Annotated in this window: 26 protein-coding genes; 6 read left to right on the top strand and 20 right to left on the bottom strand. The window is 39.5% G+C overall.

The window, feature by feature from the left end; translation table 11 throughout:
• Nucleotides 1-7: 7 nt before the first annotated feature.
• Complete coding sequence (locus KIH23_RS09660) at nucleotides 8-742, bottom strand: lysophospholipid acyltransferase family protein (protein ID WP_213213282.1); 735 nt, start codon at nucleotides 740-742, stop codon at nucleotides 8-10.
• A 96-nt stretch (nucleotides 743-838) separates the two neighbouring features.
• Here KIH23_RS09660 and KIH23_RS09655 point away from each other — a divergent pair, with 96 nt between their 5' ends.
• Together KIH23_RS09655 and recA are read left to right on the top strand one after the other, a co-directional pair.
• Nucleotides 839-1,678, top strand: coding sequence for a tetratricopeptide repeat protein (locus tag KIH23_RS09655; RefSeq protein WP_213213281.1), 840 nt, complete (start codon nucleotides 839-841; stop codon nucleotides 1,676-1,678).
• Between the two features lie 107 nt (nucleotides 1,679-1,785).
• Nucleotides 1,786-2,790, top strand: a complete 1,005-nt coding sequence (gene recA / locus KIH23_RS09650) for a recombinase RecA (RefSeq protein WP_213213280.1) — start codon at nucleotides 1,786-1,788, stop codon at nucleotides 2,788-2,790.
• A gap of 27 nt (nucleotides 2,791-2,817) precedes the next feature.
• Here the strand turns inward: recA and KIH23_RS09645 are convergent, their stop codons facing one another.
• The gene (locus KIH23_RS09645; RefSeq protein WP_213213279.1) at nucleotides 2,818-3,561 is read right to left on the bottom strand and encodes a lysophospholipid acyltransferase family protein; all 744 of its coding nucleotides are present in this window, start codon (nucleotides 3,559-3,561) and stop codon (nucleotides 2,818-2,820) included.
• A gap of 69 nt (nucleotides 3,562-3,630) precedes the next feature.
• Here KIH23_RS09645 and trpS point away from each other — a divergent pair, with 69 nt between their 5' ends.
• Nucleotides 3,631-4,611, top strand: coding sequence for a tryptophan--tRNA ligase (gene trpS, locus KIH23_RS09640; RefSeq protein WP_213213278.1), 981 nt, complete (start codon nucleotides 3,631-3,633; stop codon nucleotides 4,609-4,611).
• Here the strand turns inward: trpS and dprA are convergent.
• Entirely contained in the window at nucleotides 4,608-5,708 is a 1,101-nt protein-coding gene (dprA, locus tag KIH23_RS09635) for a DNA-processing protein DprA (RefSeq protein ID WP_213213277.1), read from the bottom strand. The genes trpS and dprA overlap by 4 nt on opposite strands.
• 102 nt (nucleotides 5,709-5,810) lie before the next feature.
• Between dprA and KIH23_RS09630 the strand changes: the two genes are divergently transcribed.
• Nucleotides 5,811-6,779 (top strand): SPOR domain-containing protein, encoded by a 969-nt coding sequence (locus KIH23_RS09630; protein ID WP_213213276.1) that lies wholly within the window; start codon nucleotides 5,811-5,813, stop codon nucleotides 6,777-6,779.
• Between the two features lie 59 nt (nucleotides 6,780-6,838).
• On the top strand, nucleotides 6,839-7,348 hold the full coding sequence (locus tag KIH23_RS09625; protein ID WP_213213275.1) for an acyl-CoA thioesterase: 510 nt from the start codon (nucleotides 6,839-6,841) through the stop codon (nucleotides 7,346-7,348).
• A 10-nt stretch (nucleotides 7,349-7,358) separates the two neighbouring features.
• Here KIH23_RS09625 and KIH23_RS09620 read toward each other — a convergent pair whose 3' ends face one another.
• The 7 genes from KIH23_RS09620 to KIH23_RS09590 form a co-directional block, all read right to left on the bottom strand.
• Nucleotides 7,359-8,627: a murein hydrolase activator EnvC family protein gene (locus KIH23_RS09620; protein WP_213213274.1), complete on the bottom strand. Its 1,269-nt coding sequence runs from the start codon at nucleotides 8,625-8,627 to the stop codon at nucleotides 7,359-7,361.
• 20 nt (nucleotides 8,628-8,647) lie between these two features.
• Nucleotides 8,648-9,424: a DUF4292 domain-containing protein gene (locus KIH23_RS09615; protein ID WP_213213273.1), complete on the bottom strand. Its 777-nt coding sequence runs from the start codon at nucleotides 9,422-9,424 to the stop codon at nucleotides 8,648-8,650.
• The gene (locus tag KIH23_RS09610; RefSeq protein ID WP_213213272.1) at nucleotides 9,421-10,761 is read right to left on the bottom strand and encodes a tetratricopeptide repeat protein; all 1,341 of its coding nucleotides are present in this window, start codon (nucleotides 10,759-10,761) and stop codon (nucleotides 9,421-9,423) included. The genes KIH23_RS09615 and KIH23_RS09610 overlap by 4 nt, the downstream gene beginning before the upstream one ends.
• 16 nt (nucleotides 10,762-10,777) lie before the next feature.
• Entirely contained in the window at nucleotides 10,778-11,788 is a 1,011-nt protein-coding gene (locus KIH23_RS09605) for a sugar phosphate nucleotidyltransferase (RefSeq protein ID WP_213213271.1), read from the bottom strand.
• A 70-nt stretch (nucleotides 11,789-11,858) separates the two neighbouring features.
• Nucleotides 11,859-12,221: a four helix bundle protein gene (locus KIH23_RS09600; RefSeq protein ID WP_213213270.1), complete on the bottom strand. Its 363-nt coding sequence runs from the start codon at nucleotides 12,219-12,221 to the stop codon at nucleotides 11,859-11,861.
• A gap of 83 nt (nucleotides 12,222-12,304) precedes the next feature.
• A complete protein-coding gene (dut, locus tag KIH23_RS09595; protein WP_213213269.1) occupies nucleotides 12,305-12,739 on the bottom strand; it encodes a dUTP diphosphatase in 435 nt (144 codons plus the stop codon).
• A 1-nt stretch (nucleotide 12,740) separates the two neighbouring features.
• Nucleotides 12,741-14,201, bottom strand: a complete 1,461-nt coding sequence (locus KIH23_RS09590) for a lipopolysaccharide biosynthesis protein (protein ID WP_213213268.1) — start codon at nucleotides 14,199-14,201, stop codon at nucleotides 12,741-12,743.
• A gap of 142 nt (nucleotides 14,202-14,343) precedes the next feature.
• On the opposite strand from KIH23_RS09590, the gene KIH23_RS09585 reads away from it, so the two are divergent.
• Nucleotides 14,344-16,425, top strand: a complete 2,082-nt coding sequence (locus KIH23_RS09585; protein WP_213213267.1) for a prolyl oligopeptidase family serine peptidase — start codon at nucleotides 14,344-14,346, stop codon at nucleotides 16,423-16,425.
• Nucleotides 16,426-16,473: 48 nt separating this feature from the next.
• Here the strand turns inward: KIH23_RS09585 and atpG are convergent, their stop codons facing one another.
• The 10 genes from atpG to KIH23_RS09535 all read right to left on the bottom strand — a co-directional run bounded on the left by atpG (nucleotide 16,474) and on the right by KIH23_RS09535 (nucleotide 25,488).
• Nucleotides 16,474-17,331 carry an ATP synthase F1 subunit gamma gene (atpG, locus tag KIH23_RS09580; protein ID WP_213213266.1) on the bottom strand — a complete coding sequence of 286 codons (858 nt, stop codon included), beginning with the start codon at nucleotides 17,329-17,331 and terminating at the stop codon, nucleotides 16,474-16,476.
• A gap of 72 nt (nucleotides 17,332-17,403) precedes the next feature.
• A complete protein-coding gene (gene atpA, locus KIH23_RS09575) occupies nucleotides 17,404-18,981 on the bottom strand; it encodes a F0F1 ATP synthase subunit alpha (RefSeq protein WP_213213265.1) in 1,578 nt (525 codons plus the stop codon).
• A gap of 21 nt (nucleotides 18,982-19,002) precedes the next feature.
• The gene (atpH, locus tag KIH23_RS09570) at nucleotides 19,003-19,530 is read right to left on the bottom strand and encodes an ATP synthase F1 subunit delta (protein WP_213213264.1); all 528 of its coding nucleotides are present in this window, start codon (nucleotides 19,528-19,530) and stop codon (nucleotides 19,003-19,005) included.
• Nucleotide 19,531: 1 nt separating this feature from the next.
• Nucleotides 19,532-20,032 carry a F0F1 ATP synthase subunit B gene (locus KIH23_RS09565; RefSeq protein WP_213213263.1) on the bottom strand — a complete coding sequence of 167 codons (501 nt, stop codon included), beginning with the start codon at nucleotides 20,030-20,032 and terminating at the stop codon, nucleotides 19,532-19,534.
• Between the two features lie 80 nt (nucleotides 20,033-20,112).
• Complete coding sequence (gene atpE / locus KIH23_RS09560; RefSeq protein WP_213213262.1) at nucleotides 20,113-20,307, bottom strand: ATP synthase F0 subunit C; 195 nt, start codon at nucleotides 20,305-20,307, stop codon at nucleotides 20,113-20,115.
• A gap of 34 nt (nucleotides 20,308-20,341) precedes the next feature.
• A complete protein-coding gene (gene atpB, locus KIH23_RS09555) occupies nucleotides 20,342-21,517 on the bottom strand; it encodes a F0F1 ATP synthase subunit A (RefSeq protein WP_213213261.1) in 1,176 nt (391 codons plus the stop codon).
• A 117-nt stretch (nucleotides 21,518-21,634) separates the two neighbouring features.
• Nucleotides 21,635-22,033, bottom strand: a complete 399-nt coding sequence (locus KIH23_RS09550) for a hypothetical protein (protein ID WP_213213260.1) — start codon at nucleotides 22,031-22,033, stop codon at nucleotides 21,635-21,637.
• Nucleotides 22,030-22,266: an AtpZ/AtpI family protein gene (locus KIH23_RS09545; RefSeq protein WP_213213259.1), complete on the bottom strand. Its 237-nt coding sequence runs from the start codon at nucleotides 22,264-22,266 to the stop codon at nucleotides 22,030-22,032. Before KIH23_RS09545 ends, KIH23_RS09550 begins: the two co-directional genes overlap by 4 nt.
• Nucleotides 22,226-22,639, bottom strand: coding sequence for a polymer-forming cytoskeletal protein (locus KIH23_RS09540; protein WP_213213258.1), 414 nt, complete (start codon nucleotides 22,637-22,639; stop codon nucleotides 22,226-22,228). The genes KIH23_RS09545 and KIH23_RS09540 overlap by 41 nt, the downstream gene beginning before the upstream one ends.
• A 2-nt stretch (nucleotides 22,640-22,641) precedes the next feature.
• Nucleotides 22,642-25,488, bottom strand: a complete 2,847-nt coding sequence (locus KIH23_RS09535) for a tetratricopeptide repeat protein (protein ID WP_249684883.1) — start codon at nucleotides 25,486-25,488, stop codon at nucleotides 22,642-22,644.
• Nucleotides 25,489-25,526: the final 38 nt, after the last annotated feature.

Genomic DNA, 25,526 nt, shown 5'->3' with positions numbered 1-25,526 from the left:
GCTTTGCCTAGGGTTGAATAGATTTTATAATGGCCGATTCTGTTTGGGCGAAAAGTGTGTCAAAATCAAACGCACTAACAGCCATCGGCTCGTGAATAGTAAAGGTGACATGGTTGCCCAAGCCAAGCGGAAAGAATCCGAACTTGACCATTTTCCATGAGTTGTTGATCGTAATAGGCACCACATAAGCCGATGGAGCATATTTGCACAAAATCTTGAGTCCGTTGGGCGCAAAAGTTTTTGGTTTACCATTGCGAGAGCGTGTTCCTTCAGGGAAAATCACCGCTGAACGATTGTGGGTTTGAATATATTCGCCCATTTGTTTGATGACCGGCAAGGCTTGTTTGGGATCTTTGCGATCAATCAATACTGAGCCTCCGTGGCGCAGGTTAAATGAAACGCTGGGAATGCCTTTGCCGAGTTCTTTTTTACTGACGAATTTGGGGTGGAATCGGCGCAAAAACCAAATGATTCCGATGATGTCATACAAACTTTGGTGGTTGGCAACCATAATTAGCGGAACGCCTTCAGGAATGCGTTCACGTCCTTCAACTTTAAAAGTGGTTCCCACCAAATGTGCGATTCTGAGCAAGCAAAAGTTGAGATAATCTACACTTTTTTTATGTGCTTGATAACCAAATAAGTTCAGACAAATCCATTGAATAGGATGAAAAATAATCAATGCCAAAAAAAACACTACAAAGGCGAGTGCAGAAATCGGGTATGAAATGATTTTTTCCATCAAATAAATTTGCGCCAAAAGTATAAAAATATTTGGGTTTTTAGATGGTTTAAAGCTGGTTCATTTTGGTTTAACAACTGATGAAGAAAATCCTCAATGAGCAAAACATTATTATTTCTAGGTTTGAATTCTATTATCAACGCCATGCAAAACAATATCTATAAAATCCTACCGCTTTTTTATCTGCACTGTATTTTAGGGCAAAGTAAACAACCCAATACTCTATTCGATACAGACTATTTCAACGCCGTAAACCATTGGGTTGTTTTGCCCCAAAATCTACCTTCAGAAACATTTTTATTGGGATATGTTTATCCTGATCCGCATCAAGGATTCACCTTTGTTTTTGAGGACGAGCTCAAACTAAGTCCGCGCAAAAATTGGCAAAGAATCAATACGGACAACAATGCCATCATTAGATTCGTGCTTGACCTGAAAAGCCCAAAACTTCATTTACTAAATGCTCAAACAATCAAAAAGTTCAAATTGCCTATTGCGCCAGCTTGGATTGAGTTGATGTCTTATGATTCGGAAAGCTGGATTGAATCGGCTAGAAAATTTATGAAAAAGCGGCAATATCACGAAGCTATCCATGGCTTTGAGTCTGCTTTTAAACAAAATCGCGCAATTCCAAACTTGGCTTTTGAGCTAGCTTTAGCGTTCAATTCAGCCGAACAATATCCTAAATGCATTGCTCATTTAATGCGTTATTTACCTTTGGAATCAACTGACTATCGCCTATATCGCGAATTAGGCTTTGCGCTCGTGCAATTACATCAAGCAGAAGAAGCCGAAAAAATATACGAACAAGGTCTGCAAGTATGCCAAAAAAGTGAAGAAAAAAGAGAAATGGCGCTTGATATGGCACAAACTTTTTATCGATTACGCGATCAGCAGCGATTTGAAAAATGGGCCAAAATATTACGCCATTTTTGATTTGTAAACCGCTAAAATATTCTTGATAACTGTTCAAAAAGTCTGTTGCAACTTGTCAAAAAAAAAGTAAATTTACCAGCCTAATACTTAATATAATCCACAGAAAAATGAGCTCAGAAAAAGAAGCAAAACTCAAAGCTTTACAGCTTACTTTAGATAAACTCGACAAAGCTTACGGCAAAGGAACTGTCATGAAAATGGGCGATCGCGCCGTTGAAGAAGTTGAAGTTATTTCGTCAGGATCACTCGGGCTTGATTTGGCTTTAGGCGTAAATGGTTATCCAAAAGGCCGTATCATTGAAATATACGGACCGGAATCATCGGGTAAAACAACCCTGACTTTACACGCCATAGCTGAGGCTCAAAAAGCAGGTGGAATTGCCGCGTTCATTGATGCGGAACACGCTTTTGACCGTCATTATGCCGAAAAGTTGGGTGTTGATATTGAAAACCTCATCATCTCACAACCCGATAATGGTGAACAAGCGCTTGAAATTGCCGAAAACTTAATCCGCTCCGGAGCCATTGATATTGTAGTGATTGACTCGGTTGCTGCTTTGACTCCGAAAAGTGAAATTGAAGGTGAAATGGGCGATTCAAAAATGGGATTACACGCCCGATTGATGTCGCAAGCGCTCAGAAAACTCACCGCAACCATCAGCAAAACCAACTGTACCGTGTTTTTCATCAACCAATTGCGTGAGAAAATCGGTGTGATGTTCGGAAACCCTGAAACAACTACCGGTGGTAACGCTCTTAAATTCTATGCTTCGGTTCGATTGGATATTCGTCGTTCATCGCAAATCAAAGAAGGCGAAAGCGTGATTGGTAACCGCACCAAAGTAAAAGTTATCAAGAACAAAGTAGCGCCACCGTTTAAAACCGCTGAGTTTGATATTATGTACGGTGAAGGTGTTTCAAAAACAGGTGAAATTTTGGATTTGGCAGTTGAATTTGAAATCATCAAAAAATCAGGTTCTTGGTTCAGCTATTCGGATACCAAACTCGGGCAAGGTCGCGATGCAGTAAAATCACTCATCAAAGACAATCCGGAATTGGCCGATGAACTCGAGCAAAAAATAAAAGACCACATCAAAGAAATGGATGCTTAAGAATCAACCCGACTCGTTCGGGTTTTTTTATGCGCGATTGAGTTCGGCAAGAATTTGCTCGCGCACTTGCTCACGCAAAACTTTGATGTCTTGCTTGTCTTCTGCAGAAAAAGGTTTTGTAGACACTTCGGGCAAAATGGTGACACGCATTCGACCAGTGCTTCCGCTTAAAAAAGTATAAGAAAATCGCTTTTTATTATCGTGAAAAACCAACGGTAAAATAGGAATTTGATGTTCAATCGCCAATCGGAAAGCTCCGTCTTTGAACTGATCCAGCACAATGGATTCATCAGCAGGAACACCGCCTTCAGGAAAAATACAAATGCTCAAACCTTGATTGAGTCGCTTCTGGGCTCGATTAAAAACCTCCATACGACTTTTAGAACTGCTGCGATCAACCAAAATACAAGTGCGTTTATAGAAAAACCCAAACAACGGAATTTTAGCCAACTCTTTTTTTCCGACAAAAACAAACGGATTGCGCACCACAGCGAGCATCAGCATAATGTCGGTCATTGAGGTGTGGTTGGCCACAAACATATAGCTTTGATGTGGGTTGATTTGCGTTTGCGATTGAACGCGGTGGTAAAATCCGCAAGTAAACAAAATTGATTTAGCCCAAATTCTCGCCAAAACAAAAAAGAACGGATACCATTTTTCTTTGAGAATGGACACCAATAAAAAAGGCAACATCAATATAATCGGAACGGCCATCATGATGTAAAACCAAATGCGCCACAGAATCCAGAAGGTTATTTTGAGGATTTTCATGTTTTCAAAAGTAACAATTCGATTTATATTTTTGTCAAATCAATTACCTTTGCCCGAAAATTTCACCTTATGGCCAAAATACTCACCGGGATACAAAGCACCGGAACCCCGCACTTAGGAAACTTGCTCGGAGCGATTCTTCCGGCCATCGAACTCTCTGAGCGCCCAGAAAACGAGTCTTTTTTGTTTATTGCCGATATGCACGCAACCACACAAATTAAAGACGCAAACGTTTTGAGCGCAAACAATTTGAGTACAGCTGCTGTATGGTTGGCCTGCGGACTCAATACCGATAAAGTTATTTTTTACCGTCAGAGTGATGTGGCGCAAACCGCTGAACTTTCTTGGTATTTGAGTTGTTTTTTTCCGTATCAAAGACTCACTTTGGCGCATTCTTTTAAAGATAAAGCCGATCGTTTAGAAGATGTCAACGCCGGATTGTTTACCTATCCGATGCTGATGGCTGCTGATATTTTGTTGTATGATGCCGAGTTTGTTCCGGTGGGAAAAGACCAATTACAACATATTGAAATCACGCGCGATGTGGCTTCGAGATTTAACTATCAAATGGGTGAAACCTTTGTCTTGCCTGAAGCGAAAACTTCTGAAGAAACAATGTATGTTCCGGGAACCGATGGCCATAAAATGAGCAAATCACGCGGCAACATCATCAATATTTTCTTAGATGATAAAGCGCTGCGCAAGCAAATCATGAGTATTGAAACCGACAGCACGCCGCTTGAAGAACCCAAAAATCCGGATACTTGTAAAGTGTTTGCCATTTATCAACTTTTGGCCAATGCAGATCAAATAACACACATTCGCGAACGCTACCTAAATGTAAATCGCGATTTTGGTTATGGTCACGCCAAGCAAGCGCTGTTTGAACTGATTATTGAAAAATTCAAAACCCAGCGCGAAAAGTACAACCATTTTATGGCGAATCCGCAAGAAGTTGAAGCGGCACTCATGAATGGTGCGGCCAAAGCACAAACTGTGGCACAAGGTGTTTTGTCTCGCGTTCGTGAAAAACTTGGTTTTAAAGGCTAAACAATGGCCTCAAAATATTTTCCGGGCAATGGCGTAACCAAACCTTTGAGTTCCATTTGTAAAAGCAAACTTGAGAGTTCATAGATTGGAATTTCACAACCTCGGGCAATCCAATCGATTTGTTCTTTTCCGGTGGTTTTTAAAAATTCATAGACTTTTTGTTCTGAGGGTTCTAAATCAAAAAACAATTGCTTTTGTCTGATTTTGGGGGCTTGCTTCAAATCCCAATTGAGTTGATAAACCAAATCAGCCGCCGACGTCAGAATTTGTGCCCGATGTGTTTTGATGAGTTGATGACATCCTTGACTCATGGTATCATTCACTCTGCCGGGAACTGCAAAAACTTCTCGTCCATAATCATTGGCCATTTGTGCTGTAATCAGCGAACCACCTTTCATGGCTGACTCAACCACAATAGTAGCTTCAGACAGCCCGGCAACAATGCGATTGCGGCGAATAAAGTTTTCGCGCAACGGCTGCGAATCACTCGTAAATTCGGTCAGAAAACCACCGTTGTAAAACATTTGAGGTGCATATTTTTGATGCTTTTTCGGATATATTTGGTCGAGTCCGTGGGCCAAGACACCAACGGTTGTCAGGTTGTTTTCTAGCGCTGAAACATGGGCGGCAATATCGATTCCGTAGGCATAACCACTCACAATCATCGGATCTAGTGGCGCTAAATCAGAAATCAGTTGCCGACAAAACTCAATGCCTGCCGCGGTTGCCTGCCGGGTTCCGACAATGCTGATGATTTTGCGGTTCTTGAAATTAAAATGACCTTTTGAGAACAACAATACCGGAGCGTCTGTGCAATGTTCAAGCGCTGAGGGATAATCAGCATCTTTAAAATAGGTTGTGGTAATTTGATTTTGCTCGATAAACAAAAGTTCTGCTTCAGCAGCTTTAAAAAGCTGATCTTTGTCAATGCTTTTTGTTGCGGGGAATCTGATCCCAGAACGGGGCCAATGTTTGGGCTTTTCAGTAAAGATATCTGACGGTGAAGGATAGTTTTCAAGGAGCTTTCTGGCGTAAACACCGCCCACACCTTCTACTTTTAGCAAGGCTAATACATAAAATAAATCTTCGTGGCGCATAGTAAATAATTGAATCTGAAAAATATAAAATTTAATCGGGATTGTTAATAAAAATTGTGAATAAAATTTTGCTGGCGGCGTTCATTATTTAACTTTGTTGACATGAAGATTGAACAATACATTTCCCAACTTTTATATCGTCACCAGTGTGTAACCGTTCCCGGATTTGGTGCTTTTTTGACCGAAATCCAATCGGCACAACTACATGAAAGCACGCATTCATTTTACCCGCCAAAAAAGGTTATTTCTTTTAATGCTCAGGTAAAAAACAACGATGGTTTATTGGCGAATCACATTGCCCAAATTGAAAAAACCAATTATGAGTCTGCGGTTGCGTCTATTGAAAGTGAAGTGGTGATTTGGAACAGCATCTTAGAGGTCAACCAAAAATTTGCGCTCAAAAACATCGGCGAATTATCGTTAAACTCTGAGAAAAACTTGGTGTTCACTCCTTCTGAAAATGTCAATTATCTCAAAGAATCTTTTGGATTAAATTCATTTGTGTCTCCGGCGGTCAAACGCGAACAATACCAACAACAAGCCGAAGTTTTCTATCAAGAACCACCTGTTGCGAAAGAAGTCCAAACTGATAAAACACCGGTAATTGAGTTGGCTACTGAATCTAAAAAAGGACGCGGTTATTTAAAATATGCCGCCATCTTGGTTTTAGCTTTGTCAGCAACGGGCAGCATCGGATTCAAATTGTATCAAGATCATGTAGCCGAGCAAACGCTTTTAGTTGAAACCCAAGTTCAGAAAAAGGTGCAGAATAAAATTCAAGAAGCAACTTTTATGATCGACAATGCGATTCCGGCAGTAACCCTCACGGTTCGCGAAGAAAAGTTTGCCTATCACATCATGGCGGGTGCTTTTAGAAACGAAGCCAATGCAGAGAACATTTACAACAACTTAATTCAATCAGGGTTTAAAGCGCGTCGCATTGCGCCCAACAAGCACGGATTGTTTCCGGTTTTATACGGAAGCTACGCTACACTTGAAGAAGCGCGCGCAGCTCTTGACACCATTCACCAAAGCAACCCGGACGCTTGGTTACTGGTTAAAAACTTATAAAATCAAATCCCGTTATCAAGCGGGATTTTTTATTTAACCAATTATCTTTGCCTAAAAAAATGCATCCGAAAACTCCTTCTGAATCACTCACTGTTTTAACTGATTTAGTTTTACCCAGCGAAACCAATCCACTAAACAATCTCTTTGGCGGTGAACTTTTGGCCCGCATGGATCGCGCTGCCAGCATTGCCGCCCGCAGACATTCGCGCAGAATTACCGTAACAGCTTCGGTGAATCACGTGGCTTTTAACCGTTCTATTCCACTCGGAAGCGTGGTCACGGTTGAAGCCAAAGTATCGCGTGCGTTTACCTCATCGATGGAAATTTTTATTGATGTGTGGATTGAAGACCGCGAGTCTGGCATTAGAACCAAAGCCAACGAGGCCATTTATACTTTTGTAGCGGTTGATGAAACCGGACGTCCGGTAGAAGTTCCGCAGATTGTGCCCGAAACAGAGCTAGAAAAAGAACGCTTTGACGCGGCGCTGCGCAGAAAGCAATTGAGTTTGGTTTTGGCCGGAAAAATGAAACCACACGAAGCTTCAGAGCTTAAAGCGCTGTTTGTCTAAGTTGATTGAGTTACATATTTGACAACCAACTCGCCGGATTGTTGTAAGTAGTGTTTTGAGAAATCGTGAATTTAAGAACGGTTTTTCCGGTATCTCCGTTGGTTCTGACTTTGCCAATAGATTGTTTGGTCGATACTTTATCGCCTTTGCTTACCGAAACGCTGCTTAAATTCTGATATACAGTAAAGAAATCTCCGTGTTGAATCATGACGGCTTTATTTACCGGTGAAAGCATCATTACGCTAACCACCTCTCCGCTAAAAACCGAGCGCGCGTTGGCACCATTATCGGTCGTAATCTCAACGCCACTGTTGTGCACCACAAGGGTTTTATATACCGGATGCGGTTGGTCACCATAAGGCAATGAAACAAATCCTTTCTCAACCGGCCAAGGCAATCTTCCTTTATTGGCTCTGAAATTATTGGCCAAAGTTTGTCCTTCGGGTGTCAGTACTATTTTGGTAGAAGTTTCAGTCGCTTTGGTCTCAGCAGCAGTAGTGGTTTTGGGGTTGGCTTTGGCTACTGCTGTAGCGGTTTTCTTATTGGCCGCCGCAATCGCTGCTTTGATCAACTTTTGAATTTGGTTGTCAATATTGCGGGTTTCTTGCTGCTTGCGTTTGATTTCGGCAACAATTTGCTTTTTGTCTTTTTTAATAGAACGCTCAAGTTCTTGTTGCACGATTCTTTCTTTTTCAAGTTGCTCGCGCTCTTTTTGATTTTCTTTTAAGAGCTTTTCTTTTTCAACTTTTTGAACGCCAATTTTCTGATTGTAATCTTCAAGTTCTAACGATTTGTGTTGAATTTCTTCGCCTTGCATTCTGCGGAAACTCGCATATTGCTTCATATATTGTGCGCGTTTGTAGGCTTGGGTAAAGTTTTTAGACGATAGCAAAAACATCGCCCGGCTTTGCTCAGAGCGACTTTTGTATGATTTGAGAATCATCTCAGCGTAATCTTCTTTGAGCTGCTCGAGTTCTCGTTTAAGCCGATTGATGTTGATTTGATTGATGTACATATCATTGTTCAACACCTTGGTTTGTTTCTCGGTGGTTTTAATGAGTTTTTGGTTGAGCTGAATTTTTTCGTTTTGAATTTTGAGTTGTTTTACAACCGTTTTTTCTTTTGAACGCACATCGTCAAGTTGACGTTCCTTTTCTTTAATTTCTCTGAGAATTTCAGCTTTGCGCTGTTCAAGCTTTTCTTGCTGATTCACGCTGGTCTGACTCCAAGAAAAAGTGGTCAGGGTCAAAAATATCAGACAAAGTATGCGTTGTGACATATGGCAAAATTTTGACAAATCTAGTGAATATTTATATGCTTATAACCCTCGGGGACACTATACGGAAAAGAAAGTTCTTCGTCAATAGTCAAGTGATTGAAATCAATGTCAATATGAATTTTACCACTAGGTTGCAAAGCATCAACGATTATCCCTGTAGGCAAACTCATAACTCCATAAGCGTTTTCACCCGGATAAACCACTTGCAATGATTGCTGTTTCTGATTCTGAACAAACTGCTCTTTAATGATACGGCATTTCCCGGATTCAAAACTGTAAACCTTGGTGATATCAGGATTCGTCACATCTTCTAAGCGATAGTATTTATCCGAATCAATCGATGTGTTGAGTGTTTTGCCTTGTAAGTCTTCAAAAGCGCGTGCCAAGAACAAATTCTGTAAACTTGCATAATTGAGTGGCGTTCCTAACCAACGACTCAGGGTTGAAAAATCACCTTCAAAATAGGTGTTGTTCATCTTTTCATAATAGCTGACCTTATTAGGAGTAATGAGCGCCTTGGCCATCGTTATCCCTAGAAACCGAACGCTGATTAATATTTTTTCGTCTTTCTTAATCTTGATTTCAGCGGTCATATTTTGACTGTCTTTATCGTCTTCATAATGCACCGCTGACTTGATGTAGAGCGTTGAAAACAACTTGGCGTTTTGATAATGTCGGTCAACAATAACCGCAGAGCTCAAGGTGTCTTTGGCTTTTCCTTCGGTCAAAATAGGTTGCGCGGTTTTGCACGATGCCATCAAAAATACGAGCAAAATTAATCCGAGGTATTTGGTCATTTTTTTTGTTGTTTGATCAGTTGATCGGCTTTTGAAAAATATTTTTCTTTCTTTTTGGCATCGCCTAGGCCTGCAGCTGCTTCACCGAGTTGAATGTTAAAATTCATCTCTAGAGTCACATCATCAAGCACATAATCTAAACCTACTTCCAGAAACTCCATGGCTTTTTTGTAATTCTTGAGTTGATTGTAAGCCAAACCCGCATCGTAATACAACTGTGGTTGCGACGGATAAAACTCTGTCAAGGCCGAGGCTTTAGAGGCTACAACGTCAAATTGTGCCGTACTGATATAAATCTCTAGCAATAAAAGTGCGGTGTCTAAATCATCGGGCTGGTTTTTAAGCTGGAGCTCATAAAATTTAGCCGCGCGCGCCCAAGCTTTTTTAGCGTGAAAAAATTTGCCGATTTCTTTGGCGGGTTGCACTTTTTTATCTGATTCAAAATAAGAAATAGACTGTGACAAATCAGCATCAAGTTCGGGTTTGTCTTTGGCAAAAACCAAAAACTCGTTCAAAACACGGTGCTTTATTTTGTTGTCAATTTTACTGCTTTTGAGAATTTTATTCATGGATGCAACAGCCGATTTAGCATCATTGCTGTTGATTTGAAATTTGAACAAACTCACTTGCGCCCAATCAGAACTCGGAATTTCTTTTTCAAGTTTTTGCGCAATTTGCTGGGCTTTGTCGTCTTGATTGCTGTCAGAATACAAAAAAATCAACGCCACATAATTGGATTCTTCTTTAGGATATTTGGCAATCAACTCAAGTAAATGTCCGGCCTCTGAACCTTGATATTTGGCTTGACTTAAAATATCACGCCGATAGATATCGCGCTGTTCGGTTCGCCCGACTTTGGCATCGAGTTCGTTGATTAAATCCAGCGCCAAGTCAAACTGTCCGGCATTCATATAGAGCGAAACCAAATCTTCCTGGTAATCTTTCTTGAATGGAATGAGCTTTTGCACAATCGGAATCGCGCGTTTGTAATCTTTGGCTTCATAACAAGCATCGTACATTCCAACCCAATACCAGCTGTTTTTCGGGTCTAATTGCGCCGCTTTTTCAAAAGAATCATACGCTTCTGTGTATTTTTTCAGACCCAGATAATTCTTGCCAAACTCAGAATAAACCACCGGATTTTCGGGTTGTAAATCTTTGCATTTGTATAAATAGACGATGGCTTTGTCGTAGTTTTCGATGCCTTTTTGTAAAAGCGCATCATAAAAAGCATCTTGGAATTTGTTTTCGGGCGGAGCCATCAAATCGGGTTCGGTTTGTGCCGAAAGCCTTCCTGAAAGCAGGATTAAAGCCGTTAAACAAATGATTCTTTTCATGATAATGATGCAATTCTTATTCTAAAACTGAATAATCGCCAATGCTGATGCTCGTGAATTTTCCGTTAAAACTCGCATGACTTCCAATCATAGCATTGTCTAATTGCGCGTTTTTGATGTGCGAATGGTTTTGTACCAAACTGTTTTGTATCGTACTGTCGATCACGTGACATGCTTTACCCAGTGAAACATTCGGGCCAACGGTCGCGTTGATGAGCACCACATCTTCGCCAATAAAACACGGCGGAATAATTTTCGAGTTTTCAAGTTTAACAGATGAATGCACCAGGTTTTCTCCGTCTTCATGCAAAAATCCAAGCATGCGCGTATTAGTTTCAACGGTTACGTTTTTGTTGCCGCAATCCATCCACTCGTCGACTTTTCCGGGTACGAATTTCAAACCTTTGACTTTCATGTTTTCGAGTCCGTCGGTAAGTTGGTATTCGCCGCCTTTGACAATGTTGTTGTCGAGTAAATATTGTAATTCTGCACGAAGCGTCTCGCCTGATTTGAAATAATAAATACCGATGATGGCCAAATCAGAAACAAATTCTTTTGGTTTTTCAACAAAATCAACAATCTGGTTTTGATCGTTGAGTTGCACCACGCCAAACGCGCTCGGATCTTCCACTTGCTTCACCCAAATCACACTATCAGCCGAAGTGTCTAACGTAAAGTCTGCGCGAAAAAGTGTATCAGCATAAGCCACCACAATCGGTCCGCTCATAGAATCTTTGGCACACATAATCGCATGAGCAGTACCTAAAGCTTCATTTTGATAATAGATAGTTCCTTTAGAGCCGAGTTTTTCGGCAATAGCTACGAGGTCTTTTTCAACCTGAGCACCAAAATCTTTGTGAATGATAAATGCGATTTCATCAATTTTTTGGTTGATTACACCGGCAATATCTTCAACCAAACGGTGAACAATCGGTTTTCCGGCAATCGGGATCAGTGGTTTTGGAACAGTAAGCGTATGCGGTCTAAGTCTTGATCCGCGCCCTGCCATAGGTACAATTATTTTCATCTTTACTTTTTTATAAGTTCAAAATTCGTTTATCATTGTTGAATATTCAATATTACTAATGATTCGAAAACTATTTATTCCTATTCTTTGATGTTTCAATACTTTTTACAAAGATTGAAATCAGTTCGTCATTTTCTTTGATTGTTCTATTTAAATTATCTTCTTCTTTCAAATACAAATTTGCGCGCTTTATAATCTTTAAACAAGAGTGTGTTTCTCTTAACTCTTTGAGTACGATAGACATTTTATGAACAAAATCATTTCTTGATTCGGCACTTTGAGCTTCACTATAATTCAATGATGGCGCAGTACCTGACCTCACAATTTGCCCAGACAAATGATGCCCTGCTTTTGTTGATTTTAAATTGTCTGTAATATCAATAATAATTACCGCAAAATCGATTAATCTTTCGTGTAAATCAAATTTCTTCATGGCTTATATTTTTATTTCGGCGTGTATTCTGAATTTTGAACAACGAATGTTCAGCAACGAACTTAAAACGAAATCCGAATCAATTATTTCACTCCTGTACTCCCAAATCCGCCCGCACCACGAGATGTTTCTGAGAGTGTTTCTACTTCCATCCACTCGGCGCGTTCGTGTTTGGCAATAACCAATTGTGCAATGCGCTCGCCGTTTTCGACGATAAAATCTTCAGCGGACAAATTTACTAAAATCACCCCGATTTCACCGCGATAATCGGCATCAACGGTTCCGGGTGAATTCAAAACCGTGATTCCTTTTTTGGCAGCCAATCCGCTGCGTGGACGCACTTGTGCTTCATAACCCACGGGTAATTCTATAAAAAGCCCGGTTTTGATGATGGCTCGACCGAGCGGTTTTAACACGACCGGTTCTGATAAGTTGGCGCGCAAGTCCATTCCGGCTGAAGCGTTTGTTTCATAGGCCGGTAAATCATGGCCTGATGTATTGACAATTTTAATTTGCATTTTATTTTCGTTTGGCTATTCTGAGTAAAGTTTCTTTTTCGTTTCGATAAATAAATCCCAAAAATATGATGAGTAAAAGTATTTTGATAACGTAGTTTTCGCGCAACATCGGCACATAAAACGACACCGCCGAGAAAACCACGGTCAATCCTAGATAACTGAAAATCTTCGGAAAATCATACGGAATTGGATATTCTTTTTGGCCCATTTGATACGAAATAATCATCATGCTTCCGTAGGCGGCAATCGTGGCAATCGCAGAACCGTAATAACTCATTGTGGGAATGAGCAAATAATTGAGCGTCAAAGTAACTGCTGCGCCCACCAGTGAAATATAAGCGCCAATGTGGGTTTTATCAATCAGTTTGTACCAAACCGATAAGTTGGTATAAATACCCAAAAAGAAATTGGCCAGCACAATGAGCGGAACAACCTTCATCGCATCCCAATACTGGATGTTAGGCACCAAAATATGTTTGAATAAATCCGCAAAAACAATCACAAACAAACTAATGAACGATCCAAAAATCACAAAGTATTTGGTAATGGTTGCGTAGGTTTGTTGTGCATTTTCATGGTTGGCATGGCTAAAGAAAAAAGGCTCAATGCCCAAAGTGTAAGCGGTTCTGTACAACACCATAAACATTCCGATTTTATAACAGGCCGAATACGCACCAATGTCAGACATCGGAACATGCAACCAATCCAGCAAAATTTTATCAAAATGCTCGTTGATGGCAAAGGCAATTCCGGCAAAGAGAATGGGCAGTCCGTAACGCATCATTCGCTTCCACAAACCAAAGTCAAAACGCCAAGAAATACGCGTATAATTCGGAATCAAAACCAGTAAGGTAAACAAGCTCGCCAATAAATTGGAAATAAAAATGTAGCCTATTTGGTAGTGTTCAAGATAAATGGTGCTGAAAAATCCGTTGGGGTTTTGCACCGCCCATTTGGGAAGCAATGCCAAAAAGAAAACGTTGAGCAACAAGTTGATGGATACATTGGCCATTTTAATAGCGGCATAACGCATAGGTCGTTTCTCGGCACGTAGTTTTGAAAAAGGAACAATCGCCAAAGCATCTAATGCCAGTATCCAAATGGTATAAGTGATGTATTCTGTGGTGATGCCTGACCACGCTCCGAGGTTTTTTCTAAAAACCAACGCCAAGGCCAAAAATCCAATGGATGACCAAAAAAGCGAAATCGTGGCCGTAGAAATGACTTTGTTTTTGTTGTCCTCTGAATTGTAAAAACGAAAAAAAGCGGTTTCCATTCCGTAGGACAAAACCACATTAAAAAAAACCAAATAGGCAAAAATCACCGAGACTTCACCCATCTGACTTTTGTTGGGCAAATAATACACAAACAGCGGGTTGAGGATGAAGCTAATAATCCTCGGAAAAACCGTTGCCAGTCCGTATATCAGGGTTTGTTTAAAAAGACTTTTGTAAAGACTCAACTTGAAAAATGATTTTTGGAATCAAACAAATGTAACATTTTCTTTGTTTTTTACTGTTGGAGCTGCAAGCTAATTTTCTGGAAGTTATCAGCTGTTTTTGGATAAGGATTTTGATTATATTTACCCAAAAGCCAACCCTTACATGAAAAACATCATCATCGCCTTTTGCCTTTTTTGTGTTGTCTTCGCTGTTCAAGCCCAGAAATATCCAACAACAAAGAAAAATCCACATCAAATCACACAATTCAACATTACTTATAATGACGATTATGAGTGGTTGGAGGATGTTGAAAGTGAAGCTGTGAAAAATTGGCGAAACGCCCAAAATGAAACCGCTAATTTATATTTAGAAGATGTCAAGAAGAAATATAATATTCTCGGAAAAATAAAAGAATATAAAGCATTTTCATCGGGAAGCTTGCCTGCTAAAAAAGAAGCTTATTATTACAAACAGTATATTTTAGACAAGAAAAACACAGGTGTCCTTTTTTATAGAAAAGAACTCAACGGAAATCCGGTGGACCTTTTTAATCCATTTAAAATTTATCGCGATAATGTTGCTGCAATAAGCGGTTATATGCCTTCAAAAAACTCGCGTTATATGGCTTGCGCTGTGAGTCTTGACGGAAGTGATCGCCAAGAAATCCGGTTTGTTGACTTTGACAAAATCAAGCTACTTGATGACATCGTTAAGGATGTTAAGTTTTCAAACATTGCTTGGAATAGAGATTCTGGTATTTTTTATAAACGAAATACCAATCAAAAAACTTTTGAAAGAGATTCGACCTATTTTTTGTATTACCATAAATTAGGAACACCTTCCGGTGACGACAAATTGGTTTTTGACGCTTCTGATAAGAATCTAACTTATAGACATTTTACAAAAGATGATAAGTTATATGTCTTGGTGACCAATGAAAGAACAGGTTTGCAGAGCTTTTACTTTGCCTATTTGAATCAAGAAGATTTCAAACTCGAAAAATTCTATGAAAGCCTTGAAGATTATGATTACCATCATACTACCAAAGACAAAATTTATTTCTCTAAAAAAGATTATCAGTGGGGTGAAGTCCGCGTGATGGATCTAAATAAACAGAATGAAGAAACCCAAATTATTCCACAAACATACAATCATTTGCTTTTAGGGGTTTCTTTCTATGATGATTATATATTTTGTCAATATAAAAATCTAGGTAAATATTATGTGGCTGTTTATGATTTACAAGGTAATTTTGTGCGCAAGTTCTTTACCCCTGAGGGAACATCTTTCTCTATAAAATTTTATGACAGCAAATACAAAAACCTCTACGTGAGTGTATACTCATATACTATTTCGCCACAAAATTTTAAATTAAATATAACTACCGGAAGTATTGACCAGTACTACAATGATTATTTGCCGCCGACGCCAACTTTATTTCCTTTAGATCATTTTGTAACCAAGAATATTACTTGTAAAAGTCGTGATGGAGTTGATATTCCGCTTACCATTATCTATAAAAAAGGCACCGCTTTAGACGGAAATAACCCAACGCTTTTAGAGGCCTATGGCGGTTTTGGCGTAGTTAGCGGACCAAGCTTTGAACCGGGTTTACTGTGTTTTTTAGAAAAGGGCGGCGTATTTTGTTTTGCCGAAATCAGAGGTGGTGGCGAAAAAGGAACAAAATGGCATACCGATGCAGTGAAACTCAAAAAAATGAATTCGTTTAATGATTTTATTGATGCCGCTGAGTTTCTGATTAAAGAAAAATATACTTCGCCACAAAAACTTGCTATTACCGGCGGCTCATACGGCGGATTGGTTGTGGGTGTAGCCATGACGCAAAGACCGGACTTATTCAAAGTGGCTGTTCCGAAGGTAGGGGTTTACGATATGCTCAAGTTTGAGCAATTTACTGTTGGGCGTTACCATTTGGATGAATTTGGCAGTGCAAAAAAACCTGAAGACTTCAAAATGCTGTATTCGTATTCGCCTTATCACAACATCAAAGAAGACGTTAATTATCCGATAACTTATATCATTACTTCAGAAAATGATGACCGCGTTCCGCCTTTGCACTCATATAAATTTGCAGCCTCACTACAAAACCGAGCAGCACAAAAAAATCCGATTATACTAAAGACCAGATCAGATGCCGGGCATTACGGAAAATCATCTTACCAAGATTATTTTGAGGATGAAGCAGAGTTTTACGATTTCATACTCTATCATTTAAACCCATAAAAAAAGGCGCTTTTAAAGGCGCCTTTTTTATTTTTATTCAAACTTAAATTATCCGTTCAAAGCTTCTGCTCCACCTACGATCTCAAGGATTTCGTTGGTAATAGCCGCTTGACGCGCTTTGTTGTAGGTTAATTTGAGTTGGTTTCTGAGTTCGGTTGCGTTGTCTGTTGCTTTGTGCATAGCCGTCATACGCGCTCCGTGTTCTGCGGCAAATGAATCTCTGATGCCTTTGTACAATTGGGTTTTCAATGATTTTGGAATCAAGGTCAACACAATTTCTTCTTTCGATGGCTCGAAGATATAATCAGCGGCGGCTGAAGCATCACCGGTTACCGGAGCCAATGGTAAATATTGCTCGGTTTGGATGATTTGCGTCGCTGCATTTTTGAATTGGTTGTAAATGATCTCAACGTGATCATAATCTCCATTCAAAAATCTTTCGGTGATCTCATCGGCAATATGCGCCGCATTTTCATAGGTTAAATCGTCAAAAATTACATTGTTGAAACCTATTACCGTATGCGTTTTCTTTAAAGTATCAGAAGCTTTTTTACCGATAGCATAAACATCTACTTGTTTGCCGACGTGAAAATCAGTTCTGTTTTTTACTTCTTTAAGAACGTTGGTGTTAAAAGCACCACACAATCCGCGGTTTGAAGTAATGGCTACCAACAAAACTTTCTGTACTTCACGTTGCGAAGTATACGCTCCTCCGGTATCACCGTCAAGCGTTGCTGAAAGGTTTTGCAAAAGTTCAGTAAGTTTCTCAGCATACGGACGCATCGCCGTAATAGCATCTTGCGCCTTTTTTAATTTAGCGGCAGAAACCATTTTCATCGCCGATGTAATTTGCATCGTCGACTGTACCGAAGTAATTCTGTTACGTATTTCTTTTAAGTTTGCCATTTAAAAATGGTTTAATGGGTTAATCGGTGAATGTGCTCACTTAAAAATGAACACATTCGTCAAATTAACTAATTAGTTGTATTTCGCTGCAATTTCTTTAGCTGCGCTTTCGATTACATCGGTAATGCTGTCGTCTAATTTACCAGCTTTCAAAGCATCTAAAGTAGCTCTGTGTTTGCTGTTCATATAGGCCAAGAAATCTTTTTCAAATTCTTTTACTTTAGCTACCGGAACGTTTCTCAAAAGGTTTTTAGAACCTGCGTAGATAATCGCTACTTGATCTTCAACCGTGAACGGATCATTTACTGATTGTTTCAAGATTTCAACGTTGCGACGTCCTTTTTCAATTACGTTTAAAGTAACGGCATCAAGGTCAGAACCAAATTTGGCAAACGCTTCTAATTCGCGGAATTGCGCTTGATCCAGTTTTAATGTACCTGATACTTTTTTCATCGATTTGATCTGAGCGTTACCTCCCACACGCGATACCGAAATACCTACGTTGATCGCCGGACGAACCCCTGAGTTGAACAAGTCAGACTCCAAGAAAATCTGTCCGTCAGTAATTGAGATTACGTTGGTTGGGATATACGCAGAAACGTCTCCCGCTTGTGTTTCGATGATCGGTAAAGCAGTCAATGAACCGCCACCTTTTACGATGGGTTTCAATGATTCAGGCAAATCGTTCATGTTTTGAGCGATGCTGTCATCTGCAATTACTTTAGCCGCTCTTTCAAGCAAACGTGAGTGCAAGTAGAATACGTCACCTGGGTAAGCTTCACGTCCTGGTGGTCTTCTAAGCAACAAAGACACCTCACGGTAAGCTACCGCTTGTTTTGACAAATCATCATATACAATCAAAGCCGGACGACCTGTATCGCGGAAATACTCACCAATAGCAGCACCTGCCATCGGAGCATAAACCTGCATCGGAGCCGGGTCAGAAGCATTCGCAGCAACAATAGTTGTATAAGCCATCGCGCCTTTTTCTTCTAATGTTTTAGCAATTCCTGCTACAGTTGAAGCTTTTTGTCCAACAGCAACATAAATACAATATACCGGTTTGCCGGCATCGTAGAATTCTTTTTGATTCAAAATGGTATCGATACAAACCGTTGTTTTTCCGGTTTGACGGTCACCAATTACAAGCTCACGTTGTCCTCTTCCTACCGGAATCATCGCATCAATTGATTTGATTCCTGTTTGCAACGGCTCAGTTACCGGTTGACGGAAGATAACTCCAGGAGCTTTTCTTTCTAATGGCATTTCATATAAATCGCCGGCGATTGAACCTTTACCATCGATTGGGTTACCCAAAGTATCCACAACACGACCTACGATTCCTTCACCTACTTTAAGCGACGCGATACGTTGTGTTCTTTTTACCGTTGAACCTTCTTTGATTCCGGCTGACGGGCCTAAAAGTACCACACCCACATTGTCTTCTTCTAAGTTCAATACGATGGCCTCAAGACCATTCTCAAATTGAACCAACTCACCGTATTGTGCGTTTGACAATCCGTAAACGCGGGCAATACCATCACCCACCTGAAGTACTGTTCCTACTTCTTCTAACGTAGCGCCTGATTGAAAACCTTCAACCTGCTTTTTTAATATTGCTGAAATTTCAGCAGCTTTAATTTCTGCCATTGTATATATCTTTAATGGTGATTAATTACTAAACTCTCTTTTTAATTCTTGTAAACGATTGGCCACCGAAGCATTGAATTGTCGGTCGCCGATTCTGAGGATGAATCCACCTAAAATAGCTGGATCTATGATGTTTTTGACGGTTACTTTTTTATCTGAAATAGAGGCAATTTTTGATTTTACTTGCGCTTCAATTTCTGAGGTCATCTCAACAGCTGTAGTAACATAAGCCACTTCAATTCCGTTCATTTGATCGAACTGATGATTGAATTGTGCCGCCACTGAAGCCAAAATTTCAAAACGTTTGTTTTCAAACAACAATCGAAACAATGAATTGGTTTCAGATTGAACGTTTGTGAAAATTTCTTTCAAAGCGTTTAATTTGATTTCAGAGGTGATGATTGGGCTGGCCAAAAAATGCTCAAGTTCTCTGCTTTGGGCAATAGTATCAACCACCGACAACATATCATCATTGACTTTTGCGGCATTCCCAGAAGCCACCGCGGTATCTAAAATCGCTTTCGCGTATCTAATCGCAGCTCTTGACATATTAGCTTAATTTAACATCGTCCAACATCTTCTCTACCAATTTTACTTGAGCAGATTTATCAGACAATTCGTTTTTCAATAATTTTTCAGCGATGTCTAATGACAAAGTAGCCACGTGAGCTTTAAGTTCAGACAAAGCAGCATTTTTTTCACTTTCAATGGCCGATTTAGCTTGCTCAATCATTTTTTGACCTTGCGCTTGTGCATCAGCTTTGGCATCAGTGATCATTTTTTCTTTGATTTCGCGCGCTTCTTTAAGCATAGAATCTCTTTCGGCACGAGCCTCAGCCAACAATTTATCGTTGTCAGACTTTAAGCTTTGCATTTCTTTACGCGCTTGTTCGGCTGATTGCAAAGCATTTTTGATTCCTTCTTCTCTTTCGTTTACAGAGTCAAGAATCGGTTTCCAAGCAAATTTTTTCAAAAGGAAAATAAGCCCGACAAACAAGATGGTTTGCATGATAAACAAGCCAAGCGAAAACTGTCCAAATAATTGTTCCATTATATTATGTCTTAGTTTTTAATGATGTTTCAATAGTAAAACAAAAGCTACAACCAACCGTTATAGCTTTTGTTTGTTTTTTAGTTTACTGCGAACAAAGCCGCGAAACCAATACCTTCAATAAGAGCAGCTGCGATCAACATAGCTGTTTGGATTTTACCAGTAGCTTCTGGTTGACGAGCAATCGCTTCCATGGCAGAACCACCGATTTTTCCGATACCGATACCGGCTCCGATTACTACTAAACCTGCTCCAATAATTTTAGGAATTTCCATAATGTATATATTAATTAATTAAACATTCAAATGATTAGTGGTGAGCTTCGTGCTCGTGGTGATGCTCTTCAACGGCGGCTCCGAAATAAAGCGCTGCCAACATCGTGAAAATATAAGCTTGTAGCAAGGCTACCAAAATTTCTAACAAGGATAATACAAAAGCCAAGAAAAAAGAAAGCGGGCTTCCGATTGGGCTGTTGAACGTGTACATCAAAGCAATCAAACTCATCAATACAATGTGACCTGCAACCATATTGGCATACAAACGAATCATCAATGAGAATGGCTTGATGATGGTACCGAGTAGTTCAATCGGCGCCAAGATAAACTTCATCGGAACCGGCACACCTGGCATCCAGAAAATGTGTCCCCAATAATCTTTCTTAGCGGTAAAGGTTGTAATCAAATAAGTAACCAACGCCAACGAAGCTGTGATGGCTAAGTTTCCGGTAATATTTACCCCTAGTGGAGTCAATCCAAACATATTTAAAAACCAAATAAAGAAAAAGATGGTCAATAAAAAGCTCATGTATTTTTTGTAGTGTTTCTCGCCGATGTTTGGAATAGCGATGTCATCACGGATGTACAAAATAATCGGCTCAAAGAATCTTCCGGCGCCGGTAGCAATCAATCCGTTTTTTTGATATGATTTACCCAAACCTCTAAACAAGAAGAACATGATTCCGGCCACAATCATAATCATCAAAATACTTTTGGTAATCGAAAGATCTAATGGTTTTACGTTGGTTACGTGACCTTGGGTGTCTTCAGTAAAAGCACCTTCTGCATCGGTTCTGTAAACCAATCCGTCATGGTGATTGATTTTGTAGTAATTCCCGTTTGATTCAGCTACACCTTCACCATGCTCAAATTTAGCTGATGAAAAAACATGCAATCCATTGTCAAACAAAATAACCGGAAGCGGAAACCCGAAGTGATTTTCTCCGTCTTTACCATAAGTAAATAAAGTGAAATCATGCGAGTCCATCAAGTGATGTTTGATGTGTGCTTTTCTTTCTAAATCTGCTTTTTGCTCTTCGGTAAGATTTGCGTCTTCGGCTTCATGACCATGTACTTGAGCCTGAGCCACATGTGGTGTTTGCGCCGGAACAGCGGTGCTGTCAACCAGATTGTTAGCAAAACTAAATAAAGGTAAACACGCTACGAAAGCAGCTATAATGAAATGGAGTGGTTTTTTTGAAATCACCATATAAGGATAATTAACTTAAATTAACTTTCTCAAATTTGGTGCAAAAGTACAATTTTAATTGATTCTGAAAAGTATATGTTTTTATTTTTTTTGGCGGATTGTCAATTTATGTCAGAATTATTGCTTTTTATTTAAAATTCTGATGGTTACAACGGTTTCTACAATCAAAAAATAGATAAAAATCAGAAAAAAGTTGGTTTTTTCAACAGCTGTTTTAGGAAGATCAAAAGATAAGATTGGTTTCAAGAAAAAATAAGCCACACCCATTTTTAAGGTAGTTAATAAAAGGTAGAAATAACCGACATTATTAACGCTTTTTTTACTGATGAAATTTAAGGTCGATACTATAAGTGCAGATGAAACCGCAAAGAAAGCGTAGAGCATTTCAACAGAATACACAAAATCAGCTTCAAATTTTTGCGGAACTATGAAATAAAACAACACTTTGTGCAAGGCATAACCTAAAACTGAGGCAAAAACAACAAATAAAACAGGGTGCAATTTTTTGAGGCTCATGATTCGTCTTTGTTGATGTCTTTAAGTTGACGGTTTAGGTTGTAAAACGATATAGCTACACCTGCCAACGTGAAGATTTTTACATATATATTATGCGGATTCAGGTATTTCGCATCGAGCCATTTACCAAACGAGGCAAAGGCAAAAACAATAACGCCAATTTGAATTGGAATGTTAATTAAAGCTAGCCATTTATTGGGCTTGCGCGGCGGTTCCGGATTGGGTTGTGTCATGCGGAGCTATACTTTTTACTTGAGATTTCATTGTGCAAGTCGCGCTGAACTCTGCTCCTGGCTCAACCGATAATTTTCCGCAAGTGACCTCACCCTGAATACTGGCTTTACCTTTTATGTTGAGCAATTCATAAACTTGAATTTTCCCTTTGAAAAACCCTTCTATGTCGGCATTCTTACATACAATATCACCCTTAATACTACCCGCCGGACCGATAACTATTTTGCCTTCTGATTGAAAATTACCCACCAAATGACCGTCTAACCTAAAATCAGCTTGTGAGGTTATATCTCCACGTATGGTCGTTCCCTCAACAATTCTATTGGTTTTACCCAATAAATCAGTATATGACTTTGGTTTTTTTTCAAACATGATTATCGTTTTTCTGATTTTTCTCCGGTTGATTTTACTCCGCCTCTCGGATCAGCTCCGCCAGTTGGAGGTGCCGCTGGGTTAAGCCCCGGGAGTCCCGGTGGTTGTGTTGAAAAGGCCGGAGGAGCATCCTCACCTTGCTCATGGCTGGCTCTAGGGCGAACAACTTCTTTTTGGCCGTCGTTGTCATGCTTCATTTTCGGAACATAGGTCTTGGCTGGCAACGGGTCAGAATAAGGTGTAGTTAAAAACTCTTCAAAGTTCTTTTTGATTTGAACTATCTTATAATTTTCATTTGAAATAATATAGGCTTTGTCCGGTATTTTATACTCTTTAAACTCTTTTAAAATCGACACAATTCCTTTGGCATATTCATCAGATTTAAGACCGTGGATAACCACAAAGTTTTCACTCATCGTATACAAATCGTACGAAACTGTGAGCTTTTCTAACCCGCGTTCCTGAATGAACTTATTGACTTTATCCAAAATAAACTTTGTTGGTTTGTCTTCTTTATTAGATGATTTGTATAAAATTTTCCAACTCAATGGTTTCTCTGCATAAAACTTCAAGGCTTCAAGTTGTGGAACCTGTTCTCTAAGCAATTTTTCAGCTTGCTTGCCTTCATCGCTGTTTGGGTAATTCAATGCCGCAAAATTCAGCGTTTTCTTATATTGCTCCAAGCCTAACAATCTTCCAACAACATTGGCTTTAAGCAATTCAAATTTTGGCACAACAGGTTCTCCGGTGTATTGCGCAATAGCCAAGTCAATATCTGTAAGCAAAACTTTTAAATCTCCGTCTTTGAGCTGTTTATAAAGCTTGTCGTATTGACCCTCGGGTGTATCAGCAATGGTTCCTGAGGCCGAGGCTTGGTTGGACAAAATCTGTGCATACCGCGAATCCGGAAATTCAGAAACAATTCTGCTTTTCATAGTCAGAGCCTTGTCTTTGTCAATGATTTCGTAAATTTTGAACAAATGATACATCGAAGGCAAAACCAATCTTTCTTCGGGCTTGTTTTCAAGTAACATTTCGAGTTTGTCGGCTGCGCGCTTATATTCTTTAAATTTTTCTTTGTAGATGATTCCCAATTGGTAATAAGCAAAATTTCGCTCTTTGGTTATACTATCAATAACTGTTTGCGAAGTAGGAATTTTATTTAGGTAAGAAGTTGCTAAATAACGTTCGTCAACGGGTTTGTCTTTGGTTGACTTACTGTCGATAGATTCAGTGTTTTCTTGCTTATCATCTTGATTCTTATCATCGTTTTGTACTGAGGCATTTTTATCTTGGGTAATTCGCCAATTGTTTGCATATGCTCGTTCACCCCATTTTTTTATAAAGTCAACCTTGCCTTTTGCAACTGTATTAGCATTGTAAAAATAAAAATTACTGTTCCCTGAAGTGGCTCCTGGGCTATCAGGTGGTCGTGAAGATTTTTTTGATTCAGCAGGATTCATATCTGCGCGACCATCTTTTCCTTGGTCGGTTTTGGTGTCTTGTCCTTTTTCTTTGTCCGCTGCTAAAGCTTTTTGGGCATCTTGTTCTTTAAGTTTTAAAATATAATTCTCAAAAAACACTGTTCGCTCAGCGTCAGACATTTTGCACAACTTAATAATACTATCGTTTTGGGCAGCAATTCCTTCAAACTTAATTACATCATCTAAATTATCGCGTTTTTTGCGAATCAATCTGAACTCTCGTGTGCGCTTTTCTAATTGTACAAGTGTACTATCGTAGTATTTCCCTGCCGTAACATAACTGGCTTCGTTGAAAAAAATTTCGGCCAAGTTTCGGTAATTAGACGCAATCAAATATTTATCAATCGATTTGGCGTTAAGAGAAATGTTGTAGTATTTTTTGGCCTGTTTGAAATTTTTGTTCTTGTCATAAAACAAGGCAATTTCATGGTTGATGAAGTTCAAGTACGGACGGTTCTCTCGATCTTTGAGCAGCTTATTGTACTTTTCAAGAAAAGCAATGCTGTCTCCTTTTTCAAAATCATTGATAAACGCCTGACGCATATGCGCATGAATCACATACGGTTTGGGCGAACGACGTTTCATGTCAATTACTTCTTGGTAACAAATATAAGCGCTGTCGGGTTGCTTCAAATCTTCAAACAACTGGCCGAGAATGTATCGATAACGGGCTTTTTCTTCTTTAGATTTGGTAAAATCACGCGCCAATTTAAGTCTGGCCATCGCGCTGTCTTTCTCACCCAAATTCAAAAAGGCTTGTGCTAGAGTAGCATTGGCGTCAGCAAAAATTTGATCTTTAAATTTAATTTCCTGCAGCAGATTTCTCATGTTTTCTACGGCAATAGCGTCATTCTCTAGACGCATATTGGTTTTTTCGCGCCAAATTTTAACCTCATTAATCTTACTGCTGTTGGCGTGTTTATACAAAACATAATTAAATGCTTCTAAAGCCGGAACAAATCGCTGGTCATAGTAACGCGCTTTTCCGAGTAACAAATGTGCTTCATCCATTTGTGGGTTCTTTTCAGAACCGCCAATATTCATAGAATGTTTTTGAATGGCTTTGGTCGCCTTGGTTTCTGCTCGGGTAAAGTTTGGATTGGATTGGTTTTCTGCTTGGGTCAAATCTTGTTGGTCTTTCACGGTCATGCGTTCAACCGGAAGGATTTTCCAGAAATTGTCTTTGTACTGAGTTTTGAGCTCAACAATTCCTTTATCAAGCGCCAATCCTCCGTTGTATAAGATATTGTCGCGCGTACTGAGCGCATGAGAATTTCTAGAAATAAATGTATTTCTCTTGGTGGAACAAGCCATCAAAAACAGCAATCCAACAATAAAAAAATACCTGAGCAAGTTGGTTTTCAATGTAAAAACGATTTTTTAGAAAACTATTAAAAGTCGGC

This window comes from Flavobacterium sp. CYK-55, assembly GCF_018413465.1.
Lineage (GTDB): Bacteria > Bacteroidota > Bacteroidia > Flavobacteriales > Flavobacteriaceae > Flavobacterium.
This window is presented reverse-complemented; position numbering and strand designations above follow the sequence as displayed.

Bases quoted from the DNA above. Each gene is read 5' to 3' on its own strand.
- KIH23_RS09545 (WP_213213259.1), bottom strand. From the start codon at position 22,266: ATGACACAACCCAATCCGGAACCGCCGCGCAAGCCCAATAAATGGCTA.
- KIH23_RS09660 (WP_213213282.1), bottom strand. From the start codon at position 742: ATGGAAAAAATCATTTCATACCCGATTTCTGCACTCGCCTTTGTAGTG.
- KIH23_RS09550 (WP_213213260.1), bottom strand. From the start codon at position 22,033: ATGAGCCTCAAAAAATTGCACCCTGTTTTATTTGTTGTTTTTGCCTCA.
- KIH23_RS09585 (WP_213213267.1), top strand. From the start codon at position 14,344: ATGAAAAACATCATCATCGCCTTTTGCCTTTTTTGTGTTGTCTTCGCT.
- KIH23_RS09630 (WP_213213276.1), top strand. From the start codon at position 5,811: ATGAAGATTGAACAATACATTTCCCAACTTTTATATCGTCACCAGTGT.
- atpB (WP_213213261.1), bottom strand. From the start codon at position 21,517: ATGGTGATTTCAAAAAAACCACTCCATTTCATTATAGCTGCTTTCGTA.
- KIH23_RS09620 (WP_213213274.1), bottom strand. From the start codon at position 8,627: ATGTCACAACGCATACTTTGTCTGATATTTTTGACCCTGACCACTTTT.
- KIH23_RS09645 (WP_213213279.1), bottom strand. From the start codon at position 3,561: ATGAAAATCCTCAAAATAACCTTCTGGATTCTGTGGCGCATTTGGTTT.
- KIH23_RS09605 (WP_213213271.1), bottom strand. From the start codon at position 11,788: ATGAAAATAATTGTACCTATGGCAGGGCGCGGATCAAGACTTAGACCG.
- KIH23_RS09625 (WP_213213275.1), top strand. From the start codon at position 6,839: ATGCATCCGAAAACTCCTTCTGAATCACTCACTGTTTTAACTGATTTA.
- KIH23_RS09610 (WP_213213272.1), bottom strand. From the start codon at position 10,761: ATGAAAAGAATCATTTGTTTAACGGCTTTAATCCTGCTTTCAGGAAGG.
- dprA (WP_213213277.1), bottom strand. From the start codon at position 5,708: ATGCGCCACGAAGATTTATTTTATGTATTAGCCTTGCTAAAAGTAGAA.
- trpS (WP_213213278.1), top strand. From the start codon at position 3,631: ATGGCCAAAATACTCACCGGGATACAAAGCACCGGAACCCCGCACTTA.
- dut (WP_213213269.1), bottom strand. From the start codon at position 12,739: ATGCAAATTAAAATTGTCAATACATCAGGCCATGATTTACCGGCCTAT.
- recA (WP_213213280.1), top strand. From the start codon at position 1,786: ATGAGCTCAGAAAAAGAAGCAAAACTCAAAGCTTTACAGCTTACTTTA.
- atpA (WP_213213265.1), bottom strand. From the start codon at position 18,981: ATGGCAGAAATTAAAGCTGCTGAAATTTCAGCAATATTAAAAAAGCAG.
- KIH23_RS09615 (WP_213213273.1), bottom strand. From the start codon at position 9,424: ATGACCAAATACCTCGGATTAATTTTGCTCGTATTTTTGATGGCATCG.
- KIH23_RS09600 (WP_213213270.1), bottom strand. From the start codon at position 12,221: ATGAAGAAATTTGATTTACACGAAAGATTAATCGATTTTGCGGTAATT.
- KIH23_RS09565 (WP_213213263.1), bottom strand. From the start codon at position 20,032: ATGGAACAATTATTTGGACAGTTTTCGCTTGGCTTGTTTATCATGCAA.
- KIH23_RS09655 (WP_213213281.1), top strand. From the start codon at position 839: ATGAGCAAAACATTATTATTTCTAGGTTTGAATTCTATTATCAACGCC.
- KIH23_RS09540 (WP_213213258.1), bottom strand. From the start codon at position 22,639: ATGTTTGAAAAAAAACCAAAGTCATATACTGATTTATTGGGTAAAACC.
- atpE (WP_213213262.1), bottom strand. From the start codon at position 20,307: ATGGAAATTCCTAAAATTATTGGAGCAGGTTTAGTAGTAATCGGAGCC.
- atpG (WP_213213266.1), bottom strand. From the start codon at position 17,331: ATGGCAAACTTAAAAGAAATACGTAACAGAATTACTTCGGTACAGTCG.
- atpH (WP_213213264.1), bottom strand. From the start codon at position 19,530: ATGTCAAGAGCTGCGATTAGATACGCGAAAGCGATTTTAGATACCGCG.